At 68.9% G+C, this 24,083-nt stretch carries 26 protein-coding genes; 11 read left to right on the plus strand and 15 right to left on the minus strand.

Translation table 11 applies throughout. From position 1 onward, the window contains the following. Positions 1 to 4 precede the first annotated feature (4 nt). Both QAA18_RS01895 and QAA18_RS01900 read right to left on the minus strand, forming a co-directional pair. The gene (locus QAA18_RS01895; RefSeq protein ID WP_279410597.1) at positions 5 to 556 is read right to left on the minus strand and encodes a hypothetical protein; all 552 of its coding nucleotides are present in this window, start codon (positions 554 to 556) and stop codon (positions 5 to 7) included. 77 nt (positions 557 to 633) lie between these two features. Beyond that, entirely contained in the window at positions 634 to 900 is a 267-nt protein-coding gene (locus QAA18_RS01900; RefSeq protein WP_279410598.1) for a DksA/TraR family C4-type zinc finger protein, read from the minus strand. Positions 901 to 1,045: 145 nt separating this feature from the next. On the opposite strand from QAA18_RS01900, the gene QAA18_RS01905 reads away from it, so the two are divergent. After that, a complete protein-coding gene (locus QAA18_RS01905; RefSeq protein WP_279410600.1) occupies positions 1,046 to 1,210 on the plus strand; it encodes a hypothetical protein in 165 nt (54 codons plus the stop codon). A gap of 18 nt (positions 1,211 to 1,228) precedes the next feature. Here the strand turns inward: QAA18_RS01905 and QAA18_RS01910 are convergent, their stop codons facing one another. Continuing rightward, positions 1,229 to 1,975 carry a hypothetical protein gene (locus tag QAA18_RS01910; protein ID WP_279410602.1) on the minus strand — a complete coding sequence of 249 codons (747 nt, stop codon included), beginning with the start codon at positions 1,973 to 1,975 and terminating at the stop codon, positions 1,229 to 1,231. 58 nt (positions 1,976 to 2,033) lie between these two features. On the opposite strand from QAA18_RS01910, the gene QAA18_RS01915 reads away from it, so the two are divergent. From QAA18_RS01915 to QAA18_RS01925, 3 genes are all read left to right on the plus strand, one after another. Further along, complete coding sequence (locus QAA18_RS01915; RefSeq protein WP_279410604.1) at positions 2,034 to 3,260, plus strand: serine hydrolase; 1,227 nt, start codon at positions 2,034 to 2,036, stop codon at positions 3,258 to 3,260. Between the two features lie 44 nt (positions 3,261 to 3,304). Then, positions 3,305 to 3,544, plus strand: coding sequence for a hypothetical protein (locus QAA18_RS01920; RefSeq protein ID WP_279410606.1), 240 nt, complete (start codon positions 3,305 to 3,307; stop codon positions 3,542 to 3,544). 120 nt (positions 3,545 to 3,664) lie between these two features. Beyond that, positions 3,665 to 3,868 carry a hypothetical protein gene (locus tag QAA18_RS01925; protein ID WP_279410607.1) on the plus strand — a complete coding sequence of 68 codons (204 nt, stop codon included), beginning with the start codon at positions 3,665 to 3,667 and terminating at the stop codon, positions 3,866 to 3,868. Positions 3,869 to 3,898: 30 nt separating this feature from the next. Here QAA18_RS01925 and QAA18_RS01930 read toward each other — a convergent pair whose 3' ends face one another. The 8 genes from QAA18_RS01930 to QAA18_RS01965 all read right to left on the minus strand — a co-directional run bounded on the left by QAA18_RS01930 (position 3,899) and on the right by QAA18_RS01965 (position 15,407). Continuing rightward, positions 3,899 to 4,816, minus strand: a complete 918-nt coding sequence (locus QAA18_RS01930) for a M14 family metallocarboxypeptidase (RefSeq protein ID WP_279410608.1) — start codon at positions 4,814 to 4,816, stop codon at positions 3,899 to 3,901. A 10-nt stretch (positions 4,817 to 4,826) separates the two neighbouring features. Continuing rightward, a complete protein-coding gene (locus QAA18_RS01935) occupies positions 4,827 to 5,948 on the minus strand; it encodes a hypothetical protein (RefSeq protein ID WP_279410610.1) in 1,122 nt (373 codons plus the stop codon). Then, a complete protein-coding gene (locus QAA18_RS01940; protein WP_279410611.1) occupies positions 5,945 to 6,949 on the minus strand; it encodes a DUF1611 domain-containing protein in 1,005 nt (334 codons plus the stop codon). The genes QAA18_RS01935 and QAA18_RS01940 overlap by 4 nt, the downstream gene beginning before the upstream one ends. A gap of 1 nt (position 6,950) precedes the next feature. Continuing rightward, the gene (locus tag QAA18_RS01945) at positions 6,951 to 9,296 is read right to left on the minus strand and encodes a TonB-dependent receptor (RefSeq protein ID WP_279410612.1); all 2,346 of its coding nucleotides are present in this window, start codon (positions 9,294 to 9,296) and stop codon (positions 6,951 to 6,953) included. 96 nt (positions 9,297 to 9,392) lie between these two features. Beyond that, positions 9,393 to 11,090, minus strand: coding sequence for an amidohydrolase family protein (locus QAA18_RS01950; RefSeq protein ID WP_279410614.1), 1,698 nt, complete (start codon positions 11,088 to 11,090; stop codon positions 9,393 to 9,395). Positions 11,091 to 11,114: 24 nt separating this feature from the next. Further along, entirely contained in the window at positions 11,115 to 12,377 is a 1,263-nt protein-coding gene (locus QAA18_RS01955) for a peptide MFS transporter (protein ID WP_279410615.1), read from the minus strand. Beyond that, a complete protein-coding gene (locus QAA18_RS01960) occupies positions 12,374 to 13,372 on the minus strand; it encodes a dipeptide epimerase (RefSeq protein ID WP_279410616.1) in 999 nt (332 codons plus the stop codon). Before QAA18_RS01960 ends, QAA18_RS01955 begins: the two co-directional genes overlap by 4 nt. 10 nt (positions 13,373 to 13,382) lie before the next feature. After that, entirely contained in the window at positions 13,383 to 15,407 is a 2,025-nt protein-coding gene (locus QAA18_RS01965; RefSeq protein WP_279410617.1) for a serine hydrolase, read from the minus strand. A gap of 135 nt (positions 15,408 to 15,542) precedes the next feature. On the opposite strand from QAA18_RS01965, the gene QAA18_RS01970 reads away from it, so the two are divergent. Continuing rightward, on the plus strand, positions 15,543 to 16,229 hold the full coding sequence (locus QAA18_RS01970; protein ID WP_279410619.1) for an XRE family transcriptional regulator: 687 nt from the start codon (positions 15,543 to 15,545) through the stop codon (positions 16,227 to 16,229). A 5-nt stretch (positions 16,230 to 16,234) separates the two neighbouring features. Next, positions 16,235 to 17,401, plus strand: a complete 1,167-nt coding sequence (locus QAA18_RS01975) for a PQQ-dependent sugar dehydrogenase (protein ID WP_279410620.1) — start codon at positions 16,235 to 16,237, stop codon at positions 17,399 to 17,401. A 6-nt stretch (positions 17,402 to 17,407) separates the two neighbouring features. Here the strand turns inward: QAA18_RS01975 and QAA18_RS01980 are convergent, their stop codons facing one another. Both QAA18_RS01980 and QAA18_RS01985 read right to left on the minus strand, forming a co-directional pair. Continuing rightward, entirely contained in the window at positions 17,408 to 18,319 is a 912-nt protein-coding gene (locus QAA18_RS01980) for an amidohydrolase family protein (RefSeq protein WP_279410621.1), read from the minus strand. A 14-nt stretch (positions 18,320 to 18,333) separates the two neighbouring features. After that, complete coding sequence (locus QAA18_RS01985) at positions 18,334 to 18,975, minus strand: hypothetical protein (RefSeq protein ID WP_279410623.1); 642 nt, start codon at positions 18,973 to 18,975, stop codon at positions 18,334 to 18,336. A gap of 100 nt (positions 18,976 to 19,075) precedes the next feature. Between QAA18_RS01985 and QAA18_RS01990 the strand changes: the two genes are divergently transcribed. Continuing rightward, complete coding sequence (locus QAA18_RS01990) at positions 19,076 to 19,369, plus strand: DUF6522 family protein (protein ID WP_279410624.1); 294 nt, start codon at positions 19,076 to 19,078, stop codon at positions 19,367 to 19,369. Here QAA18_RS01990 and QAA18_RS01995 read toward each other — a convergent pair. Further along, on the minus strand, positions 19,366 to 19,605 hold the full coding sequence (locus QAA18_RS01995; protein WP_279410625.1) for a hypothetical protein: 240 nt from the start codon (positions 19,603 to 19,605) through the stop codon (positions 19,366 to 19,368). The two genes, QAA18_RS01990 and QAA18_RS01995, sit on opposite strands and share 4 nt — an antisense overlap. A gap of 110 nt (positions 19,606 to 19,715) precedes the next feature. Here QAA18_RS01995 and QAA18_RS02000 point away from each other — a divergent pair, with 110 nt between their 5' ends. Genes QAA18_RS02000 through QAA18_RS02010 form a run of 3 tightly spaced genes read left to right on the plus strand, consistent with a single transcriptional unit; the run spans position 19,716 to position 21,596 of the window. Then, positions 19,716 to 20,120: a ketosteroid isomerase-related protein gene (locus QAA18_RS02000; RefSeq protein ID WP_279410626.1), complete on the plus strand. Its 405-nt coding sequence runs from the start codon at positions 19,716 to 19,718 to the stop codon at positions 20,118 to 20,120. Between the two features lies 1 nt (position 20,121). Then, on the plus strand, positions 20,122 to 20,721 hold the full coding sequence (locus QAA18_RS02005; RefSeq protein WP_279410627.1) for a GNAT family N-acetyltransferase: 600 nt from the start codon (positions 20,122 to 20,124) through the stop codon (positions 20,719 to 20,721). Then, the gene (locus tag QAA18_RS02010) at positions 20,718 to 21,596 is read left to right on the plus strand and encodes a carbon-nitrogen hydrolase family protein (RefSeq protein WP_279410628.1); all 879 of its coding nucleotides are present in this window, start codon (positions 20,718 to 20,720) and stop codon (positions 21,594 to 21,596) included. Before QAA18_RS02005 ends, QAA18_RS02010 begins: the two co-directional genes overlap by 4 nt. 4 nt (positions 21,597 to 21,600) lie before the next feature. Here QAA18_RS02010 and QAA18_RS02015 read toward each other — a convergent pair whose 3' ends face one another. Next, positions 21,601 to 23,109, minus strand: coding sequence for an amidohydrolase family protein (locus QAA18_RS02015; protein ID WP_279410629.1), 1,509 nt, complete (start codon positions 23,107 to 23,109; stop codon positions 21,601 to 21,603). 184 nt (positions 23,110 to 23,293) lie between these two features. Here QAA18_RS02015 and QAA18_RS02020 point away from each other — a divergent pair, with 184 nt between their 5' ends. Continuing rightward, positions 23,294 to 24,079, plus strand: a complete 786-nt coding sequence (locus QAA18_RS02020; protein ID WP_279410630.1) for a hypothetical protein — start codon at positions 23,294 to 23,296, stop codon at positions 24,077 to 24,079. Positions 24,080 to 24,083: the final 4 nt, after the last annotated feature.

Genomic DNA, 24,083 nt, shown 5'->3' on the forward strand with positions numbered 1-24,083 from the left:
GGCCTCAGGGCAGCAGCCCGCCCTGCGGGCTCACCAGCGACCACTGCCCCCACTTGTCGCTGACGCCGTGGCCGGCGGTCCGGCCGGCACCGCCATCGGCTGCATACACGTACAGCGGATGTCCGCCGTAGGTGACCTGCAAGCTGCCGTCGGCACGCTGGATCGTGCCGATGCTGCCGGCGTCCAGGCCCGGCGTGTGGCTGGGCATGGCCGCCTCGACGGTCATCGGCGGCCAGACGCGGGTGCATTCCTGGTCGCACTTGCTGCCGTCGGTGTCGCCCTGCAGCGTATACAACGCCGAGCCCGCACTGTTGGCGAGATACGGCGCCGGGCCGCCCTCGGTGGCGACCAGCAACGGATTGGAACCCGTGGCCCCGGTGTTGCCGGCAACGGGCGTTTCGCCCGGCACGTTGGTGGCGGCCGGATCGACCCGCGCGGCGGCCGCGTCGTCGCCCGCATCGTCGAGCTGCGAATCGTCGGCGCGATTGCAGGCATTGAGCACGAACGTGGCCAGCAACAGGCCGGCCACGCCGAGGATGGGAGATGGGCTGCGCATGCGGGGGCTCCGTGTCGGGTGCGCCTCCGTTATAGGCGCCGGCGCGTGAATGCGCAGTCGCCGCCCGGACCGGAGCATCAGCGCAGCTGGCTGTCCTTGCTGCCGCGACGGTTGTAGCCCGCCGCCGAGGATTCCTCGCGGTCCAGCGCTTCCTGGCACGGCACGCACAGCCGCACGCCGGGCATGGCCCTGCGCCGCGCCTCGGGGATCGGCGCATCGCATTCTTCGCAGTGGGACAGGCCCGGGCCCTGCGGCAAGCGGCTGCGCGCGCGCTTGATCGCGTCCTCGACGGTCGCGTCGATCTGGTCCTGCACTGCGGTGTCGCCAGCCCATCCGGTTGCCATGGGCGGATCATAGCGCCGGCATCGTGAACGCACAGCACCTGAACGCGGGAGCGTTAGCCGCTTGCTCACGAAAAATGCGCCGCTGGCTAACGCGCCAGTCGCTAGCTTGGAAGGCGCCCAATCCCGGGCCGCAGGAGAGACGAAAATGCCGAACAACCAGAAGAAGACTGGCATGCAGGACCAGAAGCGCCAGGACAGCAACCAGAACCAGGGACGCCAGGCCTCCGATCGCAACAATGAACAGGGCAAGAGCAGCCAGGGCCGCAGCGAAGACCAGCGCAACGCAAGCAACCGCAGCCGCGATCGCTAGCGGCTTGATGCCAAGCCGCTAGTCGCGGCAGCGGATTCGCTCCAGGCGCTGGTCGTCGGGCCCGGTGATCACCAGGGTGTCACCCGAGACGGCCAGCGTCTGCTGCGATTCCCATTGCTCGCCTTCGCCGCTGTAACGGTTGGACAGGCGCACGCTGCCGCCGTCGACGATGGAGACTTCCACCGGAAATGCCATGCTCTCGTGGAAGCGCATGCCGCGGCCATCGATCTCGATGTCCTCGATGGTCGCCGCGGCATCGGCGCAGCCGGCCGCATCAGGTGCCCAGCGGCCATGGAAATGCGCCGGGATGGCCGGACGCGCACAACCAGTGATCGCTTCGCCGCCATCGATGGACAACGTGCCGGTCATCGGGAAATCCGCGCCGGACATGCTGTCCTGGCAGGCCAGGTCGGCCACGCGCATTTCCACCTTGCCCGACGCATTTGCGGCATTCACCACGCGTACCGCCTGGTCCAGTCCAGACGACTGGATCGGATAACGACGCTCGTCCACGCCGGCGCCCACCAGCGCCAACTCCCCGCCTTCCACCCACGCCTGCCAGAACGGCTCGTTGGTGGACACGACCACGGCCTCCGGGACGCTGTCCTCCGGAACGACGGGCGCGACCGTGGCTTCCGGCGCGGCGGCGGCCGAAGACCCGGCGGACGCATCGGTATCGGGTGCCGGCGCATCGGGCTGGCAGGCGGCCACGGTCGCGGCCAGCGCCACGGCGAGGAAACAACGGGCGGTCTTGGTCGTGTCCATGCGGCACATCGTAGGCGCATTGCGGATGCCAGGCTCGTGAACATGGCAAGATCGGCACATGCGCATTTATCTCCGGATCCCCGCCCTCCTTCTCGTCGCGCTGTCCGTGCTTGCCGCCGGCAGCGCCCTCGCCGCCGGACCGGTGGCCAGCGTCCGCGTCGCCTTCGACCGCAACGGCGTCACCGACATCCATGTCGAAGGCCTGGCCGATGTCGCCACCGGCCGCAAGGTCACCGCGGGCGACCCGGTGCGCATCGCCTCGATCTCCAAGCTGGTGACCGCGATTGGCGTGATGCGCCTGGTCGAGGCCGGCAAGCTCGACCTGGATGCGGATGTCTCCGGCTACCTGGGCTGGGAACTTCGCAACCCGGCGTTCCCGGATGAGCCGATCACCCTGCGCTTGTTGCTCTCGCACCGTTCCAGCCTGACCGACGCCGCCGGCTACTGGCAGACGCCGCTCGGCGGCGAAGTACGGGACATCCTCGCCGATCCCCGCGCGTGGGAGGGCGAGCACCCTCCCGGGCGGTACTTCCGCTACACCAACCTCAACTTCCCGCTCGTCGCCCAGATCATGGAGCGCGTCACCGGCGAGCGCTTCGACCTGCTGATGGACCGTCTGGTGCTGGCACCGCTGGGGATCGAGGGCTGCTTCAACTGGGCCAACTGCAACGACGCTGCCGTGGCACGGGCCGTGGTGATCTACGACGGCGAAGGCAAGCCGGCCAAGGACGACCTGCACGGCGCGCGGCCGGACTGCCCGGTGAACGCGGCCGAAGACGGAAGCTGCGACCTGGCGCAGTGGCAGCCCGGTCGCAACGGCGGCCTCTTCTCGCCGCAGGGCGGCCTGCGCATCTCCGCCAACGGCCTGGCCCGCATCGGGCGCCTGTTGCTGGGCCAAGGCGTGTTCGAGGGCGAGCGCCTGCTCTCCGCCGAATCGGTCCGGGCGCTGGCCACGCCATCGTGGCAATACGCGCCGGGCCAAGGGCTGACCTACGAAGAAGACACCGGCGACCTGGGCAACGGCTTCTTCTGCCGCTACGGCATGGCGATGCAGACGCTGGCCACGCCGGTCGAGGGCTGCCGCGACGATCCCTTCGGCGACGGCGTCGCCCGGGTGGGACATTCGGGCTCGGCCTACGGCCTGCAATCGGGACTGTGGCTGGATCGCGACAGCGGCACGGGCGTGGCCTGGTTCCTCACCGGCATGCCCGGTGAACGCCTGGGCGGCCGCTCCGCCTTCAGCGCGGCCGAGGAAGCGCTGGCGCAACCGCGCCCTGCCGACTGACCTGGGTCAATGCGGCCCGCCGCCCCGGGGCGGACACTGGGCCCATGGAGTACCACATCCCTGTCTGCACTCCGCTGGCGGCGTTCGGGGCCATCGATGACGCCATCCGCGACGCCGATCCCGCGGCACTGGTCGATATCGACCCGGCAGGCACCACACTGCGCATTTCGACCCTGCTGCCCCGGGCCCGGGTAGCCGGTCTGGTCACGGCCGCGGGCTATCCGGTCGAGCCCGTGCAGGTGCGCCAATTGCCGTCGATCTGCTGTGGCGGCTGCAGCGGTTAAGTTCCTGTTAAAACGCAGCTTTTTCGCCGAATTTACGGGGATTTCTTGCGAATTTGCCCTATTTCGCATAACATGGGCGGGCCCCCGGCACTCATACCGGAGCAACGCAAAAGGAGAAGCATGTCCCGCAAGACCGCCTCGACCACTTCCAAGGCCAGCCATTCGGCCGACAGCCTCAGCCACGACACCATCGCCAGCGACATCGCCGCCTTCCGCAAGCGCGGTGGCCGCATCGAAGTCCTCGGCAACACGCCGCTGCGCACCACGGCCCCGGCCGCGTTCCGTTCCAAGAACACCGCCCAGCGCAAATCCTCGGCGCGCTGATCCGCGCAGCCGCGTCAAGCCACGACGAATTCAGGCAGCGGCGTATTCGATCGCCGCCCGCACCGCCGCCACCTGCGCCGCATTGCACTGCGCAGGCGTGGCGCGCGGGCTGTCGGGATAGACTTCGGTGGTAGTGCGGTAGCGCGCATCGGTGATGCCGGCGCACAACCCCAGCTCCCTGAATGCGTAACGGATGACCCCGGCCGCCACCACCGGCGAGCCGATGATCGTGCCGTCCGGATCCGACGGCGCGATGTGCGTGACCTTCGCCACCGCATCGATGATCGCGTCCTGGAATCCGGGCTGCGGCGTGTTCGCGTCGTCCACGAGATAGAACCCGTCCGGGATCGTGCCCGGCTCATGCGGCTTGCCGTCGCGCGCGGCCAGCGCCGGGCGGAACTCGGTTTCGTCGGTGTCGGTGGTTTCGTGCAGGTCGATGTGCACCAGCACCCGGTCGGCGAACGGCGCCACCAGGCGCATCAGCGCGGCAGACTCGCCGCAGGGGCTGTCCGCGCGGAAGGAACGGTTGGGATCCAGCGCATCGGGGTTCCAGCGATGGATGCGTTCGTAGGCCCAGGGGCTCACGCATGGCGCGACGATGACGTTGACCCGGTCGGCATAACCGGCCGCGTGTTCCTCGGCGAACTGCAACGCGCCGTGCACCCCACTGGTTTCGTAGCCGTGCACGCCGCCGGTGACCAGCGCCACGGGCAGGTCGTCGCGCCAGGCCCGGGTGCGGATCGCGTAGAGGGGGAAGCGGCCGTCTTCGCCGTAATCCAGGACGCCGTACTCGTCGACGTCGAAGCGCGCGCGCAGGCGTTCGACGACGGCAAGCACGTCGTCGGCGTAGCTGCGCTGCTTCACCTGCCGTGCGCGCCATTGCGCGCGTTCACCGGCACCCCAGGGGACGCCCGGCGTGCCGATCGGATATGCGGTCTGGGTGCTCATGCCCCCCAGTCTACTGCCGGCGCAGCACCAACCACAGGCCCCAGGTCAGCAGCGGCAGCACGTAGATGGCCAGGAAGAACCAGGTCAGCGTTCCGTAGCCCCGGGCGATGAGGTCGACCAGGCCCACGGCGGTCGCTGCGTAGACCGCGAGCAGCATGACGCCGATCGCCAGCGCCGGCCGCAGCGATCGCGGCATCGGCCGCTGCCGTTCGGCCCACGCCGCCGCGACGCGCTCGTTGACCGCGTGCAGCAACGCCACGCCGGTGTCCACCAGGGTGAGCATCACCGCGATCTGGAACGCCCATTCGAACCACGGCGCATGCAGCCGCGCCAGCAGGAAGGCCGAGGGCAGCGCCACGTCCGCGATCTCGTGGTAGTAACCCATCATCGCGATGTAGAACACGATGCCCGGCAGCATGCCCAGTGGGCCGGCGAGCGCGCCGGCCACCAGCGCCTCGCGGCGGCGCGCGAAGTGGCGCACGCAGAACAGCACCGCCGGGATGGTGGCGACGTTGTAGCCGGCATAGGTCACGCCGGCCGTGAACCAACTTGTGGTGAACCAGCCGCCTTCGACAGGCACCGATGCGAAGTTGGCCTCGATGCGGTCGCCGAACGCGAACAGGCTCCAGGCGACGAATACGAAGTACACCAGGTAGAGATATCCGACCGAGGCTACCAGGAACCGCTCGATCCCGGCCGTGCCGAAGAACAGCAGCGCCCCCGTGGCGGCGATCATCGCCAGCGAGCCGGCGAGTTTCGGGATGCCGAACAGGCTTTGCGCGATCTCGCCCGCAGCCGCGCCCATCACCGCCATGATCACCAGGATCAGCAGCAGGTACCCGATCTCGAACGCGAACCAGCCGCGGCCGAGCAGGACCTTGAAGAAGGCGCGGTAGTCGTAGGCGCGATGGATGCGGGCGAGTTCGAAACTCACCATCAGCACCGCGCTCCACACCAGCATGCTCACCGCCATGCCGAGCAGGCCGCCCCACGGCCCCGCCGGCAGGAAGAACTCCACCAGTTCGCGGCCGGTGGCATAACCGCCGGCGATCACCGCGGCCTGGAACACGAAGCCCGGCAGCAGGTAGCGCTGGAACCAGCCCGATGCCGTGTGCGCGCCGCCCGTCGTCATGCCAGGCAAGCGGCGACCAGCCGCAACAATTCGGGGCCGCCGCGCATCGGATCGGCGACTGGCAAGCCAAGGCGCTCGCGTTCGGCGGCAAGCACTGCATCGGCCTCGGCCGGCTGCAGCCTGCCGGTATTGAGGCTGACGCCGGCGCAACGGATCGCGGGGTTGGTGCGGCGACCCAGGCGCAATGTCAATTCGATGGTTTCCTCGATGCTGCACAGGCGCTGGTCGGGATAGCCAAGCATGGTTTCGCGGCCGTGCTCGTGGCACACGACGAAGACGTCGGGCTGGCTGCCGTGCAGCAACGCAAGCGACACGCCGCCGTAGGCCGGATGGCACAACGCGCCCTGCCCTTCGATCACGTCCCAGTGCAGCGGATCGGCATCGGGCGACAGGTGCTCGGCGGCACCGGCGGCGAAGTCGCCGACCACGGCGTCCATGGGCACGCCCTGCCCCGCGATCAGGATTCCGGTCTGGCCGGTCGCGCGGAAGTCGGCGTCGATGCCGCGGCGCCGGAATTCGCGCGCCAGGGTCAGTGCCGTGTACTTCTTGCCCAAAGCGCAATCGGTACCGACGGTCAGCAGGCGCCTGCCGCTGCGCTTCCGCCCCGTCGCCACCGGAATGTCGGGCGGCGGCGTGCGCACGTCGACCAGGCGGCGGCCGAGCTCGACCGCGCGATCGCGCAGCGCGGCGATCCCGGACAGTCGGGCATGCATGCCGCCGACGAGATCCAGTCCGGCCTCCAGCGCCTGCAGCAACGCGGGCAACCAGGTGGCGGGAATGCGCCCGCCGGGGTTGGCGACGCCGATCACCATCGACTTCGCCCCCGCGGCATGGGCCTGGGCCGGCGTCAGGAACGCCAACCCCGTGCTGACCCGCACCCCGTCGCAGGCGAATTCGCCGATGCAACGTTCGCCTGCCCAGTCGCGCAGGCCGAAGGCGGTCTTGGCGTACGCCGGCTCGGTGATGTCGCCCAGGAACAGCAGGTAGGGCTGCGGCAGCACGTCAGAACCGGTAGTCCACTTCCAGCCCGAAGGTGCGCGGCTGGATCGGGACGCCACTCCAGTGGTCGGTCACGCCGGTGAGCGCGCTGTTGATCGGCGAGATGATCGACCAGGCGCGCTCGTCGGTGACGTTGTTGACGTAGGCGCGCACGGACCAGTGGTCCCATTCGATCCCCGCGTACAGGTCCACGGCGTGGTATGCGTCGAGCTCGATCGGCGCGGTCAGCACTTCGTCCAGGATCGTCGATGCATCGCCGGGCATGGTGATGCGCTGGCGCTCGGTGGTGTCGTTCAAGCGCTCGCCCATGCCGCGCAGCACGGCGCCGACCTGGCCCTGCACGCGGCCAATGTCGAACAGGTACTCTGCGGTCGCCGACCACGCCAGCTTCGGCACGTAGGGCAGGCGGTCTCCGGCCAGACCAGTGTTGAGGATCACGTCGAAGCCCGGTTGCGGGATCACCGTCGACTCGAAGTCGCTCTTCACCGTCGCATCGGTGTAGGTCGCGTTGAGCCCGAGTTGCAGGCGGTTGGTCGGACGCAGGAAGGCCGACAGTTCGACGCCCTCGCTGGTGGCTTCGCCGCCGTTGATCAGGCCGCCGATGCCATTGAACTGCGCCGCGACCTGGATGTCGTCCCAGTCGATGCGGAAGGCGGCCAGGTCGAGCTGCACGCGGCGGTCGGCGAACTGCGTCTTCAGGCCGACCTCGGCGCTGCGCAGCATCGACGAGTCCACGCTGGGCGGCATGCCCGGCAGCGCGACGTTGGGGCCGCCGGGCTGGTAGCCGGTGGCGACGCGCGCATACACCATGGTGTCCTCGGAGAACTGGTACTGCGGCGCCAGGCTCCAGGTGGAGACGTCTTCCTCGGATTCGCCGGGTACGTCGCCGATCGGCGCGAGCACGCCGGCGGGCACGTTCTGGCTGAACCACTGGTCGTTGCGCGCCTGGCGCAGGCCGGCGTCGATCTTGAAGCGCTCGCCCACGCGCAGCGAACCGTTGACGAACAGCGCCGTCTCCCGGTACTCGCTGGGCAGGTCGATCACCGCCAGCACGCCGAACATTTCGTCGAACGGCGCCGGCAGCGGTGAGCCGTCGCGCTGCATCAGCGGCACGAACTGGCTCTGGATCGCGTCCTCGCGGCTGTGGAACACACCGGCCTGCCATTCGAAACGGCCTCCGCTCTTCGAGCTCAGCCGGAATTCCTGGGTGAATTTCTCCAGATCCAGGGTGTAGCGGACGTGCGAGGCGCCTGCTTCGGGCAGGCCGAGCTGCAGGTTGGCGAACTCGCCGAACTGCACCGAGGCGTCGAGCTGGTACATCGTGTCGGTGTTGGACCAGCCGGTCGCGGACACGAAGTCGCCCCAGCCCAGATCCCAGTCGAGCGTCAGCGAGTACAGGTCCAGGTCCTTGGTGAAGGGCTGCGGCTGCCACGAACGCCCCTCGAAGTCGCCGCCGATCGGCGCGCCAGTGGCCGGGTCGAGGGCGACCGAAGCGGAGGTGTCGCTCTCCATGCCCTGGTGCAGCGCTGCCAGCTTCACGTCGACCGACTCGCCTTCCCACAGCAGCGCGGCGCGGGCACTGGTCTGGCGGGCGCCGTTGATGTCGCGTTCGCCGTCGACCATGTTGTCGGTGTAGCCGGGAACCTCGTTGCGCGCATAGCTCAGGCGCAGGCCCAGGCGATCCTGCTGCAGCGGCAGGCTCGCGCCCAGGCGCACGTTCCAGCCCTGGTCGCCTTCCTGCACCGACGACAGTCCCGCGCCGACGCGGAACTCCGTCGCCGACAGGCTCGGCTCGCGGGTGACGTACTTGAGCAGGCCGCCGATGGCGCCGGCGCCGTACAGCGTGCCCTGCGGACCGCGCAGCACCTCGATGCGGCTGATGTCGTAGGGCAGCAGGTCGAGGTTGAAGATGTTCGCGGCCTGGTACACGCCGCTGGAGCCCACCGGCACTTCGTCGACGTAGGTGGAGACGGTGGCGCCGGAGGAGATCGCGGCGATGCCGCGGATCGAGATCGAGGTCATGCCGGCGGTGCCGTTGTCCTGCACCTGCATGCCCGGCACCAGGTCGGCGTAGTCGGCCAGCGAGTTGGCGCCGATGTTCTCCAGTTCGCGCTCGCCGATGACGCTGATCGCGGCGGCGACTTCGCGCACGTTCTCCACGCGCTTGTTGGCGGTCACCACCACGGTGCCCAACTCGGTGGCTTCCTCGTCGGCCTGGGCCGACTGGCCCTGGGTCGCGGCCTCCTGGGCCATGACGGGCGCGGTGGTCGCGCAGGCGAGCGCGGCGGCGATGGCCAGCGCAAGCCGCGTGCGCGGGCGGGTAGTCGGATTCAACGGGATCGCGTTCATCGGTGCCTCCCCAGGCGACGGGCCGGATTCCTGATCAGGGATAATGATCCTAATCAGAAAATTGTCAACTCATTCAGAAAAACGCGCCCAGGGCGCTCATTCGGCGGGTTGCCAGCCCGGCCCGCGCACGAACCGGCCCGGCGTGGCGCCGGTGTGTTCGCCGTCGCGCAGCACCTGGACGCCGTTGACGAACACGTCGTCGACGCCGGTCGCGTAGCGCTGCGGCGCGTCGTAGGTGGCGTGGTCGGCGATGGCGACCGGGTCGAACACGACGATGTCGGCAAAGCAGCCGGCCTGCAGGCAGCCGCGATCGCGCAGCTTCCAGTTGGCCGCCGGGAGTCCGGTCAGGCGGTGGATGCCCTCCTCCAGCGGCATCAGCCCGCGGTCGCGCACGTAGCGGCCGAGGAAGCGCGCGACGTTGCCGTAGGCGCGCGGATGGGTGCTGGCCTTGAGGAACACGCCTTCGGGCGCCGACGACTCGGCGTCGGAACCCAGGCTGACCCACGGCTGGCGCAGCCCGAGCTCCACGTTCTCCTCGCTCATCAGGAAATACGCCGCGCCCACCCGCGAGTCGTCCTCGACGATCAGGTCGATCAGGGTTTCGGCGCCTGACTTGCCGCGCTCGGCGGCCACGCTCTGCAAGGTGCGGCCGGTCAGCGGCTTGAGCGCCGGATTCCTGAAGTCGAGCAGCAGCAGGCGCTCGTCGGAGCCTGCGAGCAGGCGCAGGTTCTCCCACTCGACGTCGGGGTCGGCCATCTCGGCGAGCACGCGCTCGCGGATCGCGGGGTCGCGCAGGCGCTCCACCATCGCGGCATGGCCGTCGGCCTGCACCCACGGCGGCAGCGCCGCGGTCAGTCCGGTCGCGCCGGCGGTATAGGCGTACATGTTGGCGCTGACCTTCAGGCCTTCGCCGCGCGCTGCTTCGACCCGTTCGATGGCCTGCGCCATCTTCGGCCAGTTCTTCTCGCCGGCCGCCTTGAAATGGTAGACCTCGGCGCGCTCTCCGGTGGCGCGGGCGATGGCGATGGTTTCGTCAAGCGCATCCAGGAAACGGTCGGCCTCGCTGCGCATGTGGCTGATGTAGCCGCCACCGGATTCGGCCGCGGCCTGCGCCAGCGCCACGATTTCCCCAGGCTCGGCGAAGGCCGCCGGCGGATAGATCAGCGAGGTGCCGACGCCCAGCGCGCCCTCGGCCATGGCCGCGCGCACCAGGTCCTGCATTTGCGCCAGCTGTGCGGCATCGGGGTCGACATCGGCTTCGCCGAGCACGTTCATGCGCACCGTGGTCGCGCCGACGAAGGAAGCGACGTTCGGGGTGATGCCGCGGGTCTCGAGGAATTCGAGGTACTCGCCCAGCGTGGTCCACTGGATGGGATAGCGGATGTCGCCCTGCTGGGCCACGGCGTCGGCCTTCATGCGCTCGTCCAGCGGCCCCATCGACCAGCCCTCGCCGAAGATCTCCAGGGTGACGCCTTGCTTGGTGTCGCTCATGCCACGCCCGTCGACGATGAGCGAATCGACCGCCCAGCTCAGGGTGTTGATGAAGCCGGGCGCGACCGCGCGACCGCTCGCATCCAGTACCTGGCGTGCACTCGCTTTACTGCCCGGCGGCAGCAACGCGGCAATGCGGTCGCCTTCGACCGCCACGTCCACGCGCCGCGGCGCGGCACCGCTGCCGTCGTAGACCAGGCCGTTGCGGATCAGCACGTCGTAGGACGCCACTGGCGCATCAGCAGCAGGCGTGGCGGCGCAGGCAGCCAGTGCGAGTGTGAGCAGGGCAATGGGCATGCGCATGGCGGTACTCCTTGCGATGGACGGTCAGGAAAGCGAACGGATCGGGCGATCGAGCCACCACAGCAACGCGGCTGCGGCGACTGCCAGGCCTGCGAGCAGCAGGAAGAAGCCCGAATGGCTGGCACTGGACCACAGCGCGCCGACCAATCCTGCAAGCAGGCTACCGCTGAAGATGGCCAGGAACCACGAGGCGACCGTGGTCGCGCCGAGCCGCGGCGGCGCCAGTTTCGCGAACAGGCCCAGGCCGGTCGGCAGGATGTGCAGTTCGCCGAACGTGAGGATGGCGAAGAACGCCACCACCCACAGCCAGCTCGCGCGCGCCTCGCCGGACAGCGCGGTGACCAGCGCCAGCATCAGGTAGGCCGCGGCCACGATCAGCGCGCCGGCGGCCATGCGCATCGCGGGCGGGGTATCGCCGCGCAGGTCGCTGCGGCGCCGCCAGTACCAGAGCAGGAACGGCGTCATGGCGATGACCAGCAGCGGGTTGAGCGACTGGAACCAGGTCATGGGTATGACCGAACCGGCCCACGCGCGGTCCACGCCGGTATCGATCCACAGCGGCAACGTGTTGCCGACCTGTTCGTAAGCGCCGCGGAAGATCGTGGCAGCGATGCCCACGCCCAGCAGCAGGAAGAAGACCTTGCGCCGGTCGCTGCGCTCGCCGCCCAGGGGCGTGGCGGGCACGGCGCGGCGCTGCAACTCCGGCGGCAGGTAGTTGCGCCCGAGCAGGTAGATCACCAGGCCGGCGAACATGCCGATGCCCGCGGCACCGAAGCCGTAGTGCCAACCGTAGAGTTCACCAAGCGTGCCGCACACCAGCGGCGCCATGAACCCGCCGATGTTCAACCCGACGTAGTAGACGTTCCAGGCGCGGCCGCGGCGCGGATCGCCCGGTGCATACAGGTCGTTGATCTGGCTGGGCAGGCTCGGCAGGAACAGGCCGTTGCCCAGCGCGATCGTGCCCAGCGCAAAATAGAACATCGGCTCGAAGGCCATGGCGAAATGCCCGAGCGCCATGATGCCGCCACCGATCACCACCGCGTTGCGCTTGCCCAGCCAGCGGTCGGAGATCGCGCCGCCCAGGATCGGCGTGAAGTAGGCCATCGCGGTGTAGGCGCCGTAGATGAAGGACGCCTTCTCCTGCGCAAACAGCAGCTCCTTGGTCATGTAATAGACCAGCAGCGTGCGCATTCCGTAGTAGGAGAACATCTCCCACATCTGGGTCAGGAACAGGATCGTCAGGCCGCGCGGCTGGCCGAACCAGGTCCTGTCCGCCACGGCGTTCACGTACGCGGCCCCCAGACCGCGTCGTTGCAATCGATGCAACCGCCGGCGTAACGCACCGTCGGCTCGCGATCGTGGGCCAGGAAGATCGGCCCGTCGAGGTCGACGACATCGCAATGCTGTCCGAGCACGAATGCAGGCGCCATCGCCAGGCTGGTGCCGCACATGTTGCCGACCATCACCTGCTTGCCCAGTTCACGGGCGCGCGCGGCCATCATCAGCCCCTCGGTCAGGCCGCCGCACTTGTCCAGCTTGATGTTGACCACGTCGAAGTTGTGGTGCCGCGCCTCGAGTTCGGCCAGGTCGAGGATGCTTTCGTCGGCGGCGAATGGAACGACGCGCTCGATCCCGTCCAGTTCGTGTTCGCGGCCGCGCGCGCAGGGTTGCTCGAGCAGCGATACCCGCGCCTCGAGCAATGCCGGTAGCAGCGCCGGCAAGCTGCCGGCCGCATACCCCTGGTTCGCGTCCACGCCGATCCACGGATCGGGGCAGCGCGCGCGCACGGCGCGCACCCGCGCGATGTCGAGGTCGAGCTCGCCGGTGAGTTTCAGCTTGAGTGCGCGCGCGCCGGTGAACGCGGCAGCGCGTTCGGCCATGGTCTCCGGGTCGTCGGCACCGATGGTGAAGGTGGTGACCAGCGGGCGCACTGCGTGCAGCCCCGCCAGCTTCCAGACCGGCAAGCCGCTTCGTTGCGACTCGAGCTCCCACAGCGCGCAGTCGAGCGCGTTGCGTGCGCCGCCGGCGGGCAGCAGCTCGCGCAGTGCCTGCCGGTCGATGCCGGCCTCGATCTCGTCGCGCAAGGCTTCCAGAGTGGCGAGCATGGTGTCGGGGCCGTCGCCGGTGTAGTACACACCGGCTGCCTCGCCGCGCCCGGTGTACTTGCCTTCGCGCAGCGTCGCGATGGTAGCGGGCATCGCCTCGAAGACGTGCCCGGCGATCCGGAACGGAGCCGCCAGTCGCAGCGGCTCGTTGTGCAGCTCCAGGACCAGACGCCCCACGGCGCCGCCCTCAGTAGTTCGCACCGAAGCCCATCAGGTGGTTGGCGAAACCAATCCACAGCGTGAACAGGCAAGCCAGGGCCAGCAACACCGCCCACAGCTTCGCCAGCCAGCGGCGGCGACCGCGCAGCACGACCCATGCATTCCAGACACCGATGGCGGCGGCCACCGGCAAGGCCACCAGCGCGAACAGGCGCAGTGCCACGATCAGGCCGTCGCTGTCGGGACTGGTGAGCGCCAGGTCGTTGAACATCGACAGCACCAGGGCGAGCACGCCACCGACCGCCAGCAGCGCCAGCAGCGCCGCGATGCGCACCAGCCGGTGCGCGCGCGCATCGATGCCCGACAGCCGGTACGGCACGCCGTAGTAGCGGCGCACCAGCGCGGAGACCGGCCAGGCCAGCAGCGTCAGCAACAGGATTGCCAAGCTCGCGACCAGCAGCGGCATGGCCAGCGCGTCCCACGCCGACAGGCGCTGGAACACCATGATCGGCGCGAACGGCTCCAGGGTGAAACGCGTGACCTGGCCGTCGACGACGTCGGCCGCAAGGCGGTCGGCACCAGCCACGTCCTGCCACACATACGGCGACACTTCGCGCCACTTGCGCGGCACGCCGTTGGCGCCCAGTGCCAGCGACACGCTGATCGTGCCGTCCTCGTTGGCCAGTACCTTGATCGGCCCGAGCAGGTTGGCCAGCGACATGAACGTGGTTTCGGGGCGGCGGCTGCTGGTGTAGGTGCCGGCGATCTGCGCGGCATGCTCCCTGGCGACTTCCTCGGACACGCCCTGCGCCGTCTCGGCCGTGCCCGGCAGGTAGCGGTCGGCGAAGTTGCGGACCAGCGCATTGCGCACATGCCCGGTCGCGCCCTCGCGGCCGGAACTGTTCATCGACACGAAGATGCCGATGCCGTCGTCGGGGAACAGTTGCAGGTCGCTATGGAACCACTGCGTGTCGCCGCCGTGGGCGATCGCGCGATGGCCGTTCACCGAGGTTTCGTAGAAGCCGAGCATCATCCGGTTGAGCGGCCCCACCGACGCCTGGCCGGTGGTGTGCATCATGCGCGCGGTGTCGGCGCCGAGGATGCGCGCGTCGCCGTAGGCGCCGCCCTGCAGGTGGGCGAGCATGAAGCGGGCCATGTCCGCGCCGGTCGAGGCCAGGCTCCCGGCCGGGGCCAGGCTGATGTACTCGTACTCCTTCGCTTCGCCCTCGGAGGCGCGCGCGTAGCCCTTCGACATGCCGGCAAGCAATGCAGGCGGCAGCGGCTGCCTGAAACTGGAATGGGCCATCCCCAACGGCTCGAAGATGTGCCGGTCGATGTAGTCGTCGAAGGATTCGCCGGACACGCGCTCGACGATGTAGCCGGCCAGCGCGGTGGCGTAGTTGGAATAGGCCGGCGTGGTCCCGGGCTCGTGGATGCGCTCGGGCACCCAGTGCTTCAGCGCCTCGCCCAGCGGGGTGATCTCCGAGTCCTTGGCCGTGATCAGCGCGCGGATCTGCTCTTCCATGCCCGTGGTGTGGGTCATGATCTGCCGCAGCGTCGCCGGCTTGCCGTCGCGCTCGGGCACGGTGAAGTCGATGTACTGGTTGACGTCGGCGTCCAGGTCCAGCTTGCCCTGCTCCACCAGCTGCATCACCGCCGTCCAGGTGAACAGCTTGGAGATCGAACCGGGGCGGAACAGCGTGGCTTCCGGATCCACCGGCGACCGCGTGGCCAGGTCCGAGTAGCCGTAGCCCTTCTGCAGCAGCACCTGGCCGTCATCGACGACCACCACGACGGCGCCTGCGATGTCGCCGGTGGCCAGCGCATAGGGGACGAATCCGTCGAGCCAGGCTTCGACATCGTCGCGCGTCAGCACGGGCACGCCGTCGGCCGGCGCCGGCGGCACCAGGTCGCCGGCTGCGGCCGGATCGGCGGGAATCGTCGCCGGCGGCAAGGATGCCGGTGCGCCCGTCGTTTCCTGGGCGGAAACCTGGCCCAGGCCGGCCACCGCGGCCATCAGCAAACCACACAACATCCCCGGAATCGCGCGCATCGGATGACCCCCAGCGTTTATCCTGATTTGGCGATAATGATCCCAATTGGAGAATTGTCAACCCGCCACCCTTCCCTCCCCGCCCTCCGGAAGGGATGATGATCCCGGACAGGACAGAACAAAGGTTCCCCACGGATGACTGCGCAACACCCCACGATCGGAGCGCTCCTGCGTTCGCTGCGTTCGCGCCGGGGCTGGACGCTCAAGCAGATGAGCGAACACTCCGGCATCCCCCTCTCGACCCTGTCCAAGGTCGAACACGACCGCCTCACCCTGACCTACGACAAGCTGCTGCAGCTCAGCCAGCGCCTGCAGCTGCGCATGTCCGAGCTGTTCGCCGAGCAGGACGACACGCCCGAGCCACCGGTCACCGCGCGCCGCAGCATCGGCCGCGTCGACGACTCCATTCGCGTCACCACCGCCAACTACGACTATTACTACCTGTGCCCGGAACTGCGCCACAAGCGCATGATCCCGGTGCTCACCCGCGTGCGGGCCAGGAGCATCGAACAGTTCGGCGAACTGGTGCGCCACTCGGGCGAGGAATACATCCACGTCCTCGAAGGGCGCATGGAAGTGCACACCGAGTTCTACGACCCCATCGTGCTGGAGGCCGGTGAAGGGGTGTACATCGACTCGAACATGGGACACGCCTACATCGTGGCCGAGGGCTGCAAGGAGGCGCTGCTGTTGGGCGTGTGTTCGAGCGCCGACGAACAACTGATGGAGTCGTTGCTGACCCTGCATGGCGACGGGACCACGGCGCCCCCGGCCCGCAAGCCTGCCAAACGACTGACGAAGAAGAAAACCGCAGCGAGGTAACCCCCATGCCACGCGTTGGAAACCCGGTGTTGCTGGCCCTGTGCGCAGGCCTGCTCGCGGCCTGTGGCGACATGGGCAACAAGGACGCCACGGCCGCCACGACGACGACACAGGCGGCCGAGCCGGAAACCGCGACCGGTTTCGCTACCACCGAACTGGCGCGCTTCGATTCGCCCTGGGCGATGACCTTCCTGCCGGACGGCCGGCTGCTGGTGACCGAGATGGGCGGCACGCTGAAGCTGTTCGACCCCGGAAGCGGGAAGACGGGATCAGTGCCAGGCGTGCCATCGGTCGTCCATCGCGGCCAGGGCGGGTTCGGCGACGTGGTCCTGCATCCGCGGTTTGCCGACAACCAGCTGCTCTACATCAGCTACGTCGAAGCCGGCGACGGCGGGACCGGCTCGGCGGTCGCCCGCGCACGCCTGGCGCTCGACGATGCCGGCGGCGGCGCGCTGGAAAACCTGCAGGTGATCTGGCGCCAGGAGCCGAAGACGGGCGGCAACGGACACTACGGCCAGCGCATCGCCTTCGGCCCGGATGGCATGCTCTACATCAGTTCCAGCGAGCGCCAGAAGTTCGACCCCGCCCAGGACATGTCGATGAACCTGGGCAAGATCGTCCGGCTCAACGACGATGGCACTGTTCCGGCCGACAACCCGTTCGTTGCACAGGGTGGCGTGGCCGCGCAGGTGTGGACGCTGGGCCACCGCAACGTGCTGGGGCTGGCCTTCGACGGCAACGGGCAGCTGTGGGCGCACGAGATGGGTCCGCGCGGCGGCGACGAGCTCAACCGCATCGAGAAGGGCACGAATTACGGCTACCCACTGGTCTCCGAAGGCAACCACTACAGCGGCCTGCCGATTCCCGACCACGACACCCGGCCGGAATTCCGCGCCCCCGTGATTGCCTGGACGCCTGTGATCTCGCCGGCGGGGCTGGTGTTCTACGACGGCGACCTGTTCCCTGCCTGGAAAGGCGACGCCTTCATCGGCGGCCTGTCGTCGCAGTCGCTGGTGCGCATCGAGTTCGACGGCAACGGCGCACGCGAGGCGCAGCGCTTCGATATGGGTCGGCGCGTCCGCGAAGTCGAGCAAGGCCCGGACGGGGCGCTGTGGCTGCTCGGCGACGGCAGCGACGGCCCGCTGCTGAAGCTGGTGCCGCGCGAGCCCTGACGGCGATCAGTCCACGGCGGGAGGCAGTTTCAGGAAGCGCGCCGCGTTGTCGTGGAAGATCGCGCGCTTCTGCGCCGGCGTCAGGAAGCTCGCGCTGTCCACGCCTTCCACCGCCAGGCTGATCGCTTCGGGCCAGATCATCTGGTCGGAACCGAACATCAGCCGGTCGCCGAAACCGGCGGTCATCAGCGCCTGCAGGTAGTCGTGGAATTCCTGGCGCGGGATGATCCAGTCGATCACCGACACGTCCGCATGCAGTTGCGGATACATGTACAGCAACGCCTTGGTTTCCTGCAGGTACGGCCAGCCGGCGTGCATCAGCCACAGGCGCAGTTTGGGGTGGCGCTTGAGCACCGGCTCGAGCAACTTGGGATTGCCCAGTTCGACGCTGAAATCCGGGCAGCAGCCATATGGCGTCCCGGGAGGTGCCAGGCCGGTATGGATCCCGACGGGAATGTCGAACTCCTCGGCCAGCGCCAGGTAAGGCTCGAACCAGGGATCGCCGGGGTCCAGCCCGTGGTACTGGGCGCCGATTTCGCCCATCACCTTCAGTTCCCCGCTTTCGAAAGCGGCGCGGAGCACCTCCGGCGGCGGCAACGTATTGTGTCCGTCGTCCAGGAATGCGCCTGCCCAGATCGCGTCGCCCCCAGCCTTGCGCATGCTGGCCATGTAGGCGTCCGGCCCGCTGACCAGGCCAAGCACGATGCCGTGCTTGCGCATGCGTTCCAACGTCAGGCGTTCGCGGTCGGCGTCGGTGTTTGCCGTAGTCGGCTCCCCGGTAGCCGGGTTGGGTGCGCCTGGCGCCGCTGCGCCCACGTGCAGGTGGACGTCGATGATCGGTCCGGAATATGGCTGGGCACCGGCGGCAAAGGCCGCCAGCGTCGACGCGAGGAACAGGCAGCTCAAGGCAAGGCGCATGGGAGTCTCCAGGTTCAGCCTGCGGCGTTGCACCCCACCACGAACGAGGCGGTGCCGGTTTTTGCGTCATTGAACGAGACCATCGATACCTTGCAGTCCGCACCGGCCTCGCTGCGGAACGGCACCGATTCGCCCGGCCCCAGGAACCGCGACGACGGACGTTCCGCGCCGGCGTGAGTGAGGTTCACGCGCGCACCGCGCTCGCTCACGTAGTCCACGCCAAGAACGGTGTCGCGGTCGATGCGCACGCCCGCGTTCTCGGCGAGGATGAAATCGTAGCCGCCGGAGACGCCTGCTTTTTCCTGCGTGATGCGGCGCAGCGTCTCGTTCTCCTGCTTGGCCAGCACCAGCTGCTGGATCAGGCTGGAGTTGGTGCGTTCGATGCCCTCGATCGAGTCCTTCACCTGGGCGAACGCCTGGCGATCCCCGGACTCGATGGAAGCGCCGATCTGCCTGAGCTGGTCGTTGATGTCCTTGAATTCCTGCTCCTGCTTTTTTGCCAGGTCCTGCAGGTAGTCGGGCTTGTCCATCGCCGCATCGCGCGCCCAGGCCAGGGCCTCGTTCAACATGAAACCGGCCACGCCGAGCAGGATCCAGCCACCTACCTTGGCCGCGCGGGCGGCGAACCCGGGTTTGGGTTTGGCTGCTTCAGTCATGCTTCTCCCCTTTTGACAACATCTGGACGAACGGGGCCCCCGCCCCGGCTCGGCCAAATTAGCACGCGCCGCACCAGGTCCAGCAGGCCTGATCCAGGTCATGGCGACGCATGCCCCGCGCGACCAGACTGCGACCATGGGCAACCCCATTCCAATCGAGCTCAATCCCGTCAACGAAGTGGCGGTGGACGCCGCCCTGGTGGCCGCGGGCCTGGGGCTGGAAGTCGCCGAGTTCCGGCGCCTGATGGACCACCGCAAGATCACCGTGCTGTGCGAGCGCGGCACGGGCCCGGATGCGGGCCTGTACCGCGCCAGCTTCTACTACCAGGGCAAACGCGTGCGCCTGGTCGTGGATCGCGACGGCAACCCGGTGCCTGGACGAGAAGACGCCTAACCGCAATGACCGCAACAGGTACTGCCGCCGCTGATGTGGACTTCCTGTTCCAGCGGGCGCGCGACCCAGCCGATCGATTCGAGGACGTTGAGCACCTGCACCGTGGTGGCGGAGGTCAGTACCTCCAGGCGACCGCGCGCGGCGTCCAGGGCAATGCGCGCGTCGGGGTCGATCGGGCGCAGGGCCGAGGCCAACCTGGCCGCGTCGGGGTCGGGGGTGGACAGCTGGAACTGCATGGAATCGCTCCGGTGGCGCCGGGCGTTTCCCGGCCGCGCCATCATCCGCGCGCCGCGAACCGGGGTTCTTGATCCGGATCAACCGGACTGCCGGAAGCTACAATGCCGGCATGGAAAACACCCTGGCCCTGATCCGCGAGTACTACGCCGCCTTCAACCGCGGCGACCGGGAATCCATGCTGGCGCTGCTGGCAGACGACGTCGCGCACGACCTCAACCAGGGCGTGCGCGAAACCGGCCGCGAGGCGTTCCGCGTGTTCATGCAGCGCATGGACCGCAGCTACGCCGAGCAGCTGCACGACGTGGTGGTGATGGCCAGCGCCGACGGCCGCCGCGCCGCGGCCGAGTACGTGGTGCACGGCACCTACAAGGCCAGCGACGAAGGCTTGCCGGAAGCCCGCGGGCAACGGTACGTGCTGCCCGGCGGTGCTTTCTTCGAGGTCCGCGACGGACGCATCGCCCGGGTGAGCAACTACTACAACCTGGAAGACTGGATCGCGCAGGTCTCGGGCTGAGGTGGACGCGGTCTTGCGCACGCAGGTATTGCGCGGGGCGGACATCGCCCCCTGGCTCGACGCGGTCGCGCGCCTGCGCATCGCCGTGTTCCGCGAGTTCCCGTATCTCTACGACGGCGATACCGCCTACGAAGCGCGTTACCTGCAGGCCTACGTCGACACTCCCGACAGCGTGTGCGTCCTGGCCCTCGACGGCGAGCGCGTGGTCGGCGCCTCCACCGCACTGCCGCTGGACGACGAGGAAGACGCGTTCAAGGTGCCCTTCCGCGAGCGCGGCATCGACACCGCCAGCGTGTTCTATTGCGCCGAGTCCGTGGTCCTGCCCGGGTATCGCGGCCGCGGCCTGGGCCATCGCTTCTTCGACGCGCGCGAAGCGCACGCGCGGGAGCTGGGGCGATTCGATTGGACCGCCTTTGCCGCCGTCGATCGCGACGCCGGCGATCCGCGCCGTCCCGAAGGTGCGCGCGGCAACGACGCCTTCTGGACGCGCCGCGGCTACGCGCGCCAGCCCGGGATGACGATGCACCTGTCGTGGAAGGAGATCGGTGAAGCCGCCGAAAGCGCCAAGCCGCTGACGTTCTGGCTGCGCCCGCTGCGATGAAGCTAGCCGCCGCCAAGTACCGCATCGAGGCCCCGGCCGATTTCGAGGCGTTCGCCAACCGCCAGCGTGCCATGCTGGGCGAGATCGCGCGCAAGTGCGTGCAGCTCGCATTGCTGCCCGAGTACCTGTCGCTGGAACTGGCGGCGTGGCAACCGGCGCAGGTCCGCGCGGACCTGCCCGCCTCACTGGCCGCCCTGCAGGCGCTGGAACCGCAATGGCATGCGCTGTACGCGTCGTTGGCGCGCGAGACCGGCATGGCCATCCAGGCCGGCACCTTCCTTACCGCCACCGGCGACGGGCGCTACCGCAACCGCGCATGGTGGTACGCCCCCGACGGCAGCCGCCTGTTCCAGGACAAGCTGCAGCTCACCGGTTTCGAGAAGCAGCTTGGCGTCATCGAAGGCGGCGATGCGCTCGAGGTCTTCGAAGCGCAGCCGGGCCTGCGCGCCGGCATCTCGATCTGCTACGACAGCGAGTTCCCGCTGCCGGTGCGCGCACAGGCCGAAGCCGGTGCGCGCCTTCTGCTGGTACCCAGTTGCACCGATACCGAGGCGGGCGCCACGCGCGTGCGCACCGGCTGCCTGGCGCGCGCATTGGAAAACCGGATGTTCGTCGCGCAGTCGGTGACCGCCGGCGAGGCGCCGTGGAGCCCGGCGCTCGACGTCAACACCGGCGAGGCCGCGATCTACGCACCAATGGATGCCGGACTTCCTGCCGACGGGATCGTCGCAACCACGCGCGGCGACGAGGCGTGGGCCATCGCCGACCTGGACTTCGACGCGCTGGACGCGAGCCGTGCGCACGCCCAGGTCGCCAACGACCGCGATTGGAATGCCCAGTTGAAACCCGGCCTGCGCCGGGCCCGCGTGCGCTGAAGGCCTAGGCGCCGCGACGCAACAGGCGCCCGGCACGTGCGGCCGACTCGCCGTTCTCGTACGCCGGCTGTCCGTTGACCAGGACCAGGTCGAAACCCTCGGCCATCGTCTTCGGATGCACGTAGTCGGCGCGGGCGCGCACCTTCGCCGGGTCGAACAGCAGCATGTCCGCCTTCGCGCCTTCGCGAATGGAGCCGCGGTCGGCGATGCCGAGGATCGAGGCCGGCAGGGATGTCGCCTTGCGCACGGCTTCCTCGATCGGCAGCAGCGGCCTGGCGACGACGAACTCCTGGATGAAGCGTGCGAACGTCCCCGCAGAACGCGGGTGGCTGCCGCCGGGCGAACCGTCGCTACCCAGGGCCACGAACGGCGCCAGCAACAGGCGGTCCTGCAAGGCGCGGTCCATCACGAAGTGCGCGGCCTGGCCGCCACCGGGACCGATGTCGAGCAGCACGTCGGGCCAGGCCTTGCCCTGCTTTGCCGCCACCTGCGCCAGGGTCTCGCCGGCATGCGGGCCAGTACCGAACAGCAACGCCTCCGGCCCGTTGCGCTGTTCCACGCGCTGCTGAAGGTGGGCACGCAGTTCGGCGCCGCGTTCGCGGCGGACGCTGTCGTAGTCGCTGGGTGGCAGCGCCCATTCCGGGAACACGATCGCCACGCCGGTGTAGCTGGCTTCGTAGGGATAGGCGTCGGCCGTCAGCGCCTTGCCGCCGTCGCGCAGGCCGCGCAGGAAGTCGAGCAGGTCATCCGCCGCGGCCTCGCCCTTGCCGTAGACCATCTTCAGGTGCGAGACGTGGGCACGCGCCGGACCGCTCGCCTCGACGAGCTCACGGATCGAGTCTCGCACCGAGCCGGCATCCTCGTTGCGCATGTGGCTCATGGCCACGCCGTCGTGGCGCGCGATCACCGGGCCGAGGCTGGCGAGCTCGCGCATTTCCGCATAGCGTCCCGGCACGTATTCCAGGCCGGTGGACATGCCGAACGCACCCGCGCGCAAGTCCGCGTCGAGGATCGCCTGCAGGCGTTCGAGTTGCGCATCGGTGGGCTTGCGGGTGCCGTCGTCGATGCCGGCACGGCGGCGCAGCGCGCCATGGCCGGACAGCGTGGCGACGTTGACGTCGGGGTTGGCCGCCGCCACCGCATCCATCCATGCCGGCAAGCTGTCGGCGGCGCGACCGGAGTCGCGCAGCGCGGGGCTGCCGCCGTCCTGGCCGAGCAGCACGGTGGTCACGCCCATGGCCAGGTACTGGGTGTAGGCCGACTGCAAGGGATCGCCATGGGTATGCAGGTCGATGAAGCCCGGCGCCAGCACGCGCCCGCCGCCATCGACCACGCGCAGGCCGCGCGCGTCTCCGGTGCCGATCCGTCCGATGCGCTCGATCCGGTCGCCGCGCACCAGCACATCGGTGCGCAAGCCGGGCCGGCCGCTGCCGTCGACCAGCAGCACGTCGCGCAGCACCACGCCGGCGACCGCATCGCTCGCCAGCCCGGCGGCCAGCAACCGCGGCGCCATGCCGCACGCTCCCCCGGCCGCCATCGCCGCCAGGAATTCCCGCCTCGACCAGCCTTGACTCCCCATGCCGTGCCCCTTGCTTCGGTCGACGCAGGTTACATGACCATCCGCACCCTGCCCTGTGGCACTCGTCCTGCCTGGCCCCTCGCCGTGGAATCCCACGACCCCCTTTTTGGAACGCCCCATGCTCACCACTTTCGTCCTTGCAACCGCATTGTCCACGGTGGCGCCCGCCGACCTCCACGTCGAACGCCTGCATCCGGGCACCGCGACCTACCTGGTCTACTTCCATGGGGCACCCGGCACCGGGATCAGCAAGGCGATGCTGGCCACGTCCACCGTCAGCCGCGAGCAGGTGGACGGCGAGGACGCCTGGGTGATCGAGCAGCACTGGGAGAACGAAACGGGCATCGCGCACACCGCGCGCACCGTCCATGCTGTGGAGGATCTATCGACGCTGTCCCAACTCTCCACCTGGCACCGGCCCGGCGCCAGCATCACCACACGCGTCGTCCCCGCCGAGGGCCAGGGCACGATCGAAGGCGAACTGCCTGCCGACCGCCGCGAGCGCATGGAGCAGGGATTTGCGGCGATGGACGATGGCTGGTGGCTCAACTGGCATTCCGACCTGGCGCTGCTGCCGTTGCTGCCTTACGAGCGCGGGGGCACCTTGCGCGTGCGCCTGTTCGATGTCGGCATGCCGGCGCCGATGGATGTCGACTACACCGTGATCGGCGAGCGTACGCTGCAGGGGGGCGATGGCACCACCCGGTACGACTGCTGGCTGGTCGAGACCGAAAGCGGTAGCCCCGGCAGCGGCAACTACCAGCGCTTCTGGATCGACAAGGAGCGCCGCATCGTGGTCAAGGAAGAGGACGTGTTCAACGGCCAGTACCGCTCCAAGGTCCTGCTCGGGGTGCCGGCGGTCGTGGAGTTTGCCCTCCCCGGCTCCGCGACCGCCGCACCCTGACCGG

Origin of the sequence: Luteimonas sp. 8-5, from assembly GCF_029763755.1 — a bacterium.
Lineage (GTDB): Bacteria > Pseudomonadota > Gammaproteobacteria > Xanthomonadales > Xanthomonadaceae > Cognatiluteimonas.

What these genes read in the sequence shown, in the direction of transcription:
- QAA18_RS01925 (WP_279410607.1), top strand. Translation starts at nt 3,665, where the DNA reads ATGTCCCGCAAGACCGCCTCGACCACTTCCAAGGCCAGCCATTCGGCC.
- QAA18_RS01985 (WP_279410623.1), bottom strand. Translation starts at nt 18,975, where the DNA reads ATGACTGAAGCAGCCAAACCCAAACCCGGGTTCGCCGCCCGCGCGGCC.
- QAA18_RS01975 (WP_279410620.1), top strand. Translation starts at nt 16,235, where the DNA reads ATGCCACGCGTTGGAAACCCGGTGTTGCTGGCCCTGTGCGCAGGCCTG.
- QAA18_RS01900 (WP_279410598.1), bottom strand. Translation starts at nt 900, where the DNA reads ATGGCAACCGGATGGGCTGGCGACACCGCAGTGCAGGACCAGATCGAC.
- QAA18_RS01965 (WP_279410617.1), bottom strand. Translation starts at nt 15,407, where the DNA reads ATGCGCGCGATTCCGGGGATGTTGTGTGGTTTGCTGATGGCCGCGGTG.
- QAA18_RS01910 (WP_279410602.1), bottom strand. Translation starts at nt 1,975, where the DNA reads ATGGACACGACCAAGACCGCCCGTTGTTTCCTCGCCGTGGCGCTGGCC.
- QAA18_RS01950 (WP_279410614.1), bottom strand. Translation starts at nt 11,090, where the DNA reads ATGCGCATGCCCATTGCCCTGCTCACACTCGCACTGGCTGCCTGCGCC.
- QAA18_RS02015 (WP_279410629.1), bottom strand. Translation starts at nt 23,109, where the DNA reads ATGGCGCCGCGGTTGCTGGCCGCCGGGCTGGCGAGCGATGCGGTCGCC.
- QAA18_RS02010 (WP_279410628.1), top strand. Translation starts at nt 20,718, where the DNA reads ATGAAGCTAGCCGCCGCCAAGTACCGCATCGAGGCCCCGGCCGATTTC.
- QAA18_RS01945 (WP_279410612.1), bottom strand. Translation starts at nt 9,296, where the DNA reads ATGAACGCGATCCCGTTGAATCCGACTACCCGCCCGCGCACGCGGCTT.
- QAA18_RS02020 (WP_279410630.1), top strand. Translation starts at nt 23,294, where the DNA reads ATGCTCACCACTTTCGTCCTTGCAACCGCATTGTCCACGGTGGCGCCC.
- QAA18_RS01895 (WP_279410597.1), bottom strand. Translation starts at nt 556, where the DNA reads ATGCGCAGCCCATCTCCCATCCTCGGCGTGGCCGGCCTGTTGCTGGCC.
- QAA18_RS01990 (WP_279410624.1), top strand. Translation starts at nt 19,076, where the DNA reads ATGGCGACGCATGCCCCGCGCGACCAGACTGCGACCATGGGCAACCCC.
- QAA18_RS01980 (WP_279410621.1), bottom strand. Translation starts at nt 18,319, where the DNA reads ATGCGCCTTGCCTTGAGCTGCCTGTTCCTCGCGTCGACGCTGGCGGCC.
- QAA18_RS01915 (WP_279410604.1), top strand. Translation starts at nt 2,034, where the DNA reads ATGCGCATTTATCTCCGGATCCCCGCCCTCCTTCTCGTCGCGCTGTCC.
- QAA18_RS01930 (WP_279410608.1), bottom strand. Translation starts at nt 4,816, where the DNA reads ATGAGCACCCAGACCGCATATCCGATCGGCACGCCGGGCGTCCCCTGG.
- QAA18_RS01935 (WP_279410610.1), bottom strand. Translation starts at nt 5,948, where the DNA reads ATGACGACGGGCGGCGCGCACACGGCATCGGGCTGGTTCCAGCGCTAC.
- QAA18_RS01970 (WP_279410619.1), top strand. Translation starts at nt 15,543, where the DNA reads ATGACTGCGCAACACCCCACGATCGGAGCGCTCCTGCGTTCGCTGCGT.
- QAA18_RS01995 (WP_279410625.1), bottom strand. Translation starts at nt 19,605, where the DNA reads ATGCAGTTCCAGCTGTCCACCCCCGACCCCGACGCGGCCAGGTTGGCC.
- QAA18_RS01920 (WP_279410606.1), top strand. Translation starts at nt 3,305, where the DNA reads ATGGAGTACCACATCCCTGTCTGCACTCCGCTGGCGGCGTTCGGGGCC.
- QAA18_RS01905 (WP_279410600.1), top strand. Translation starts at nt 1,046, where the DNA reads ATGCCGAACAACCAGAAGAAGACTGGCATGCAGGACCAGAAGCGCCAG.
- QAA18_RS02000 (WP_279410626.1), top strand. Translation starts at nt 19,716, where the DNA reads ATGGAAAACACCCTGGCCCTGATCCGCGAGTACTACGCCGCCTTCAAC.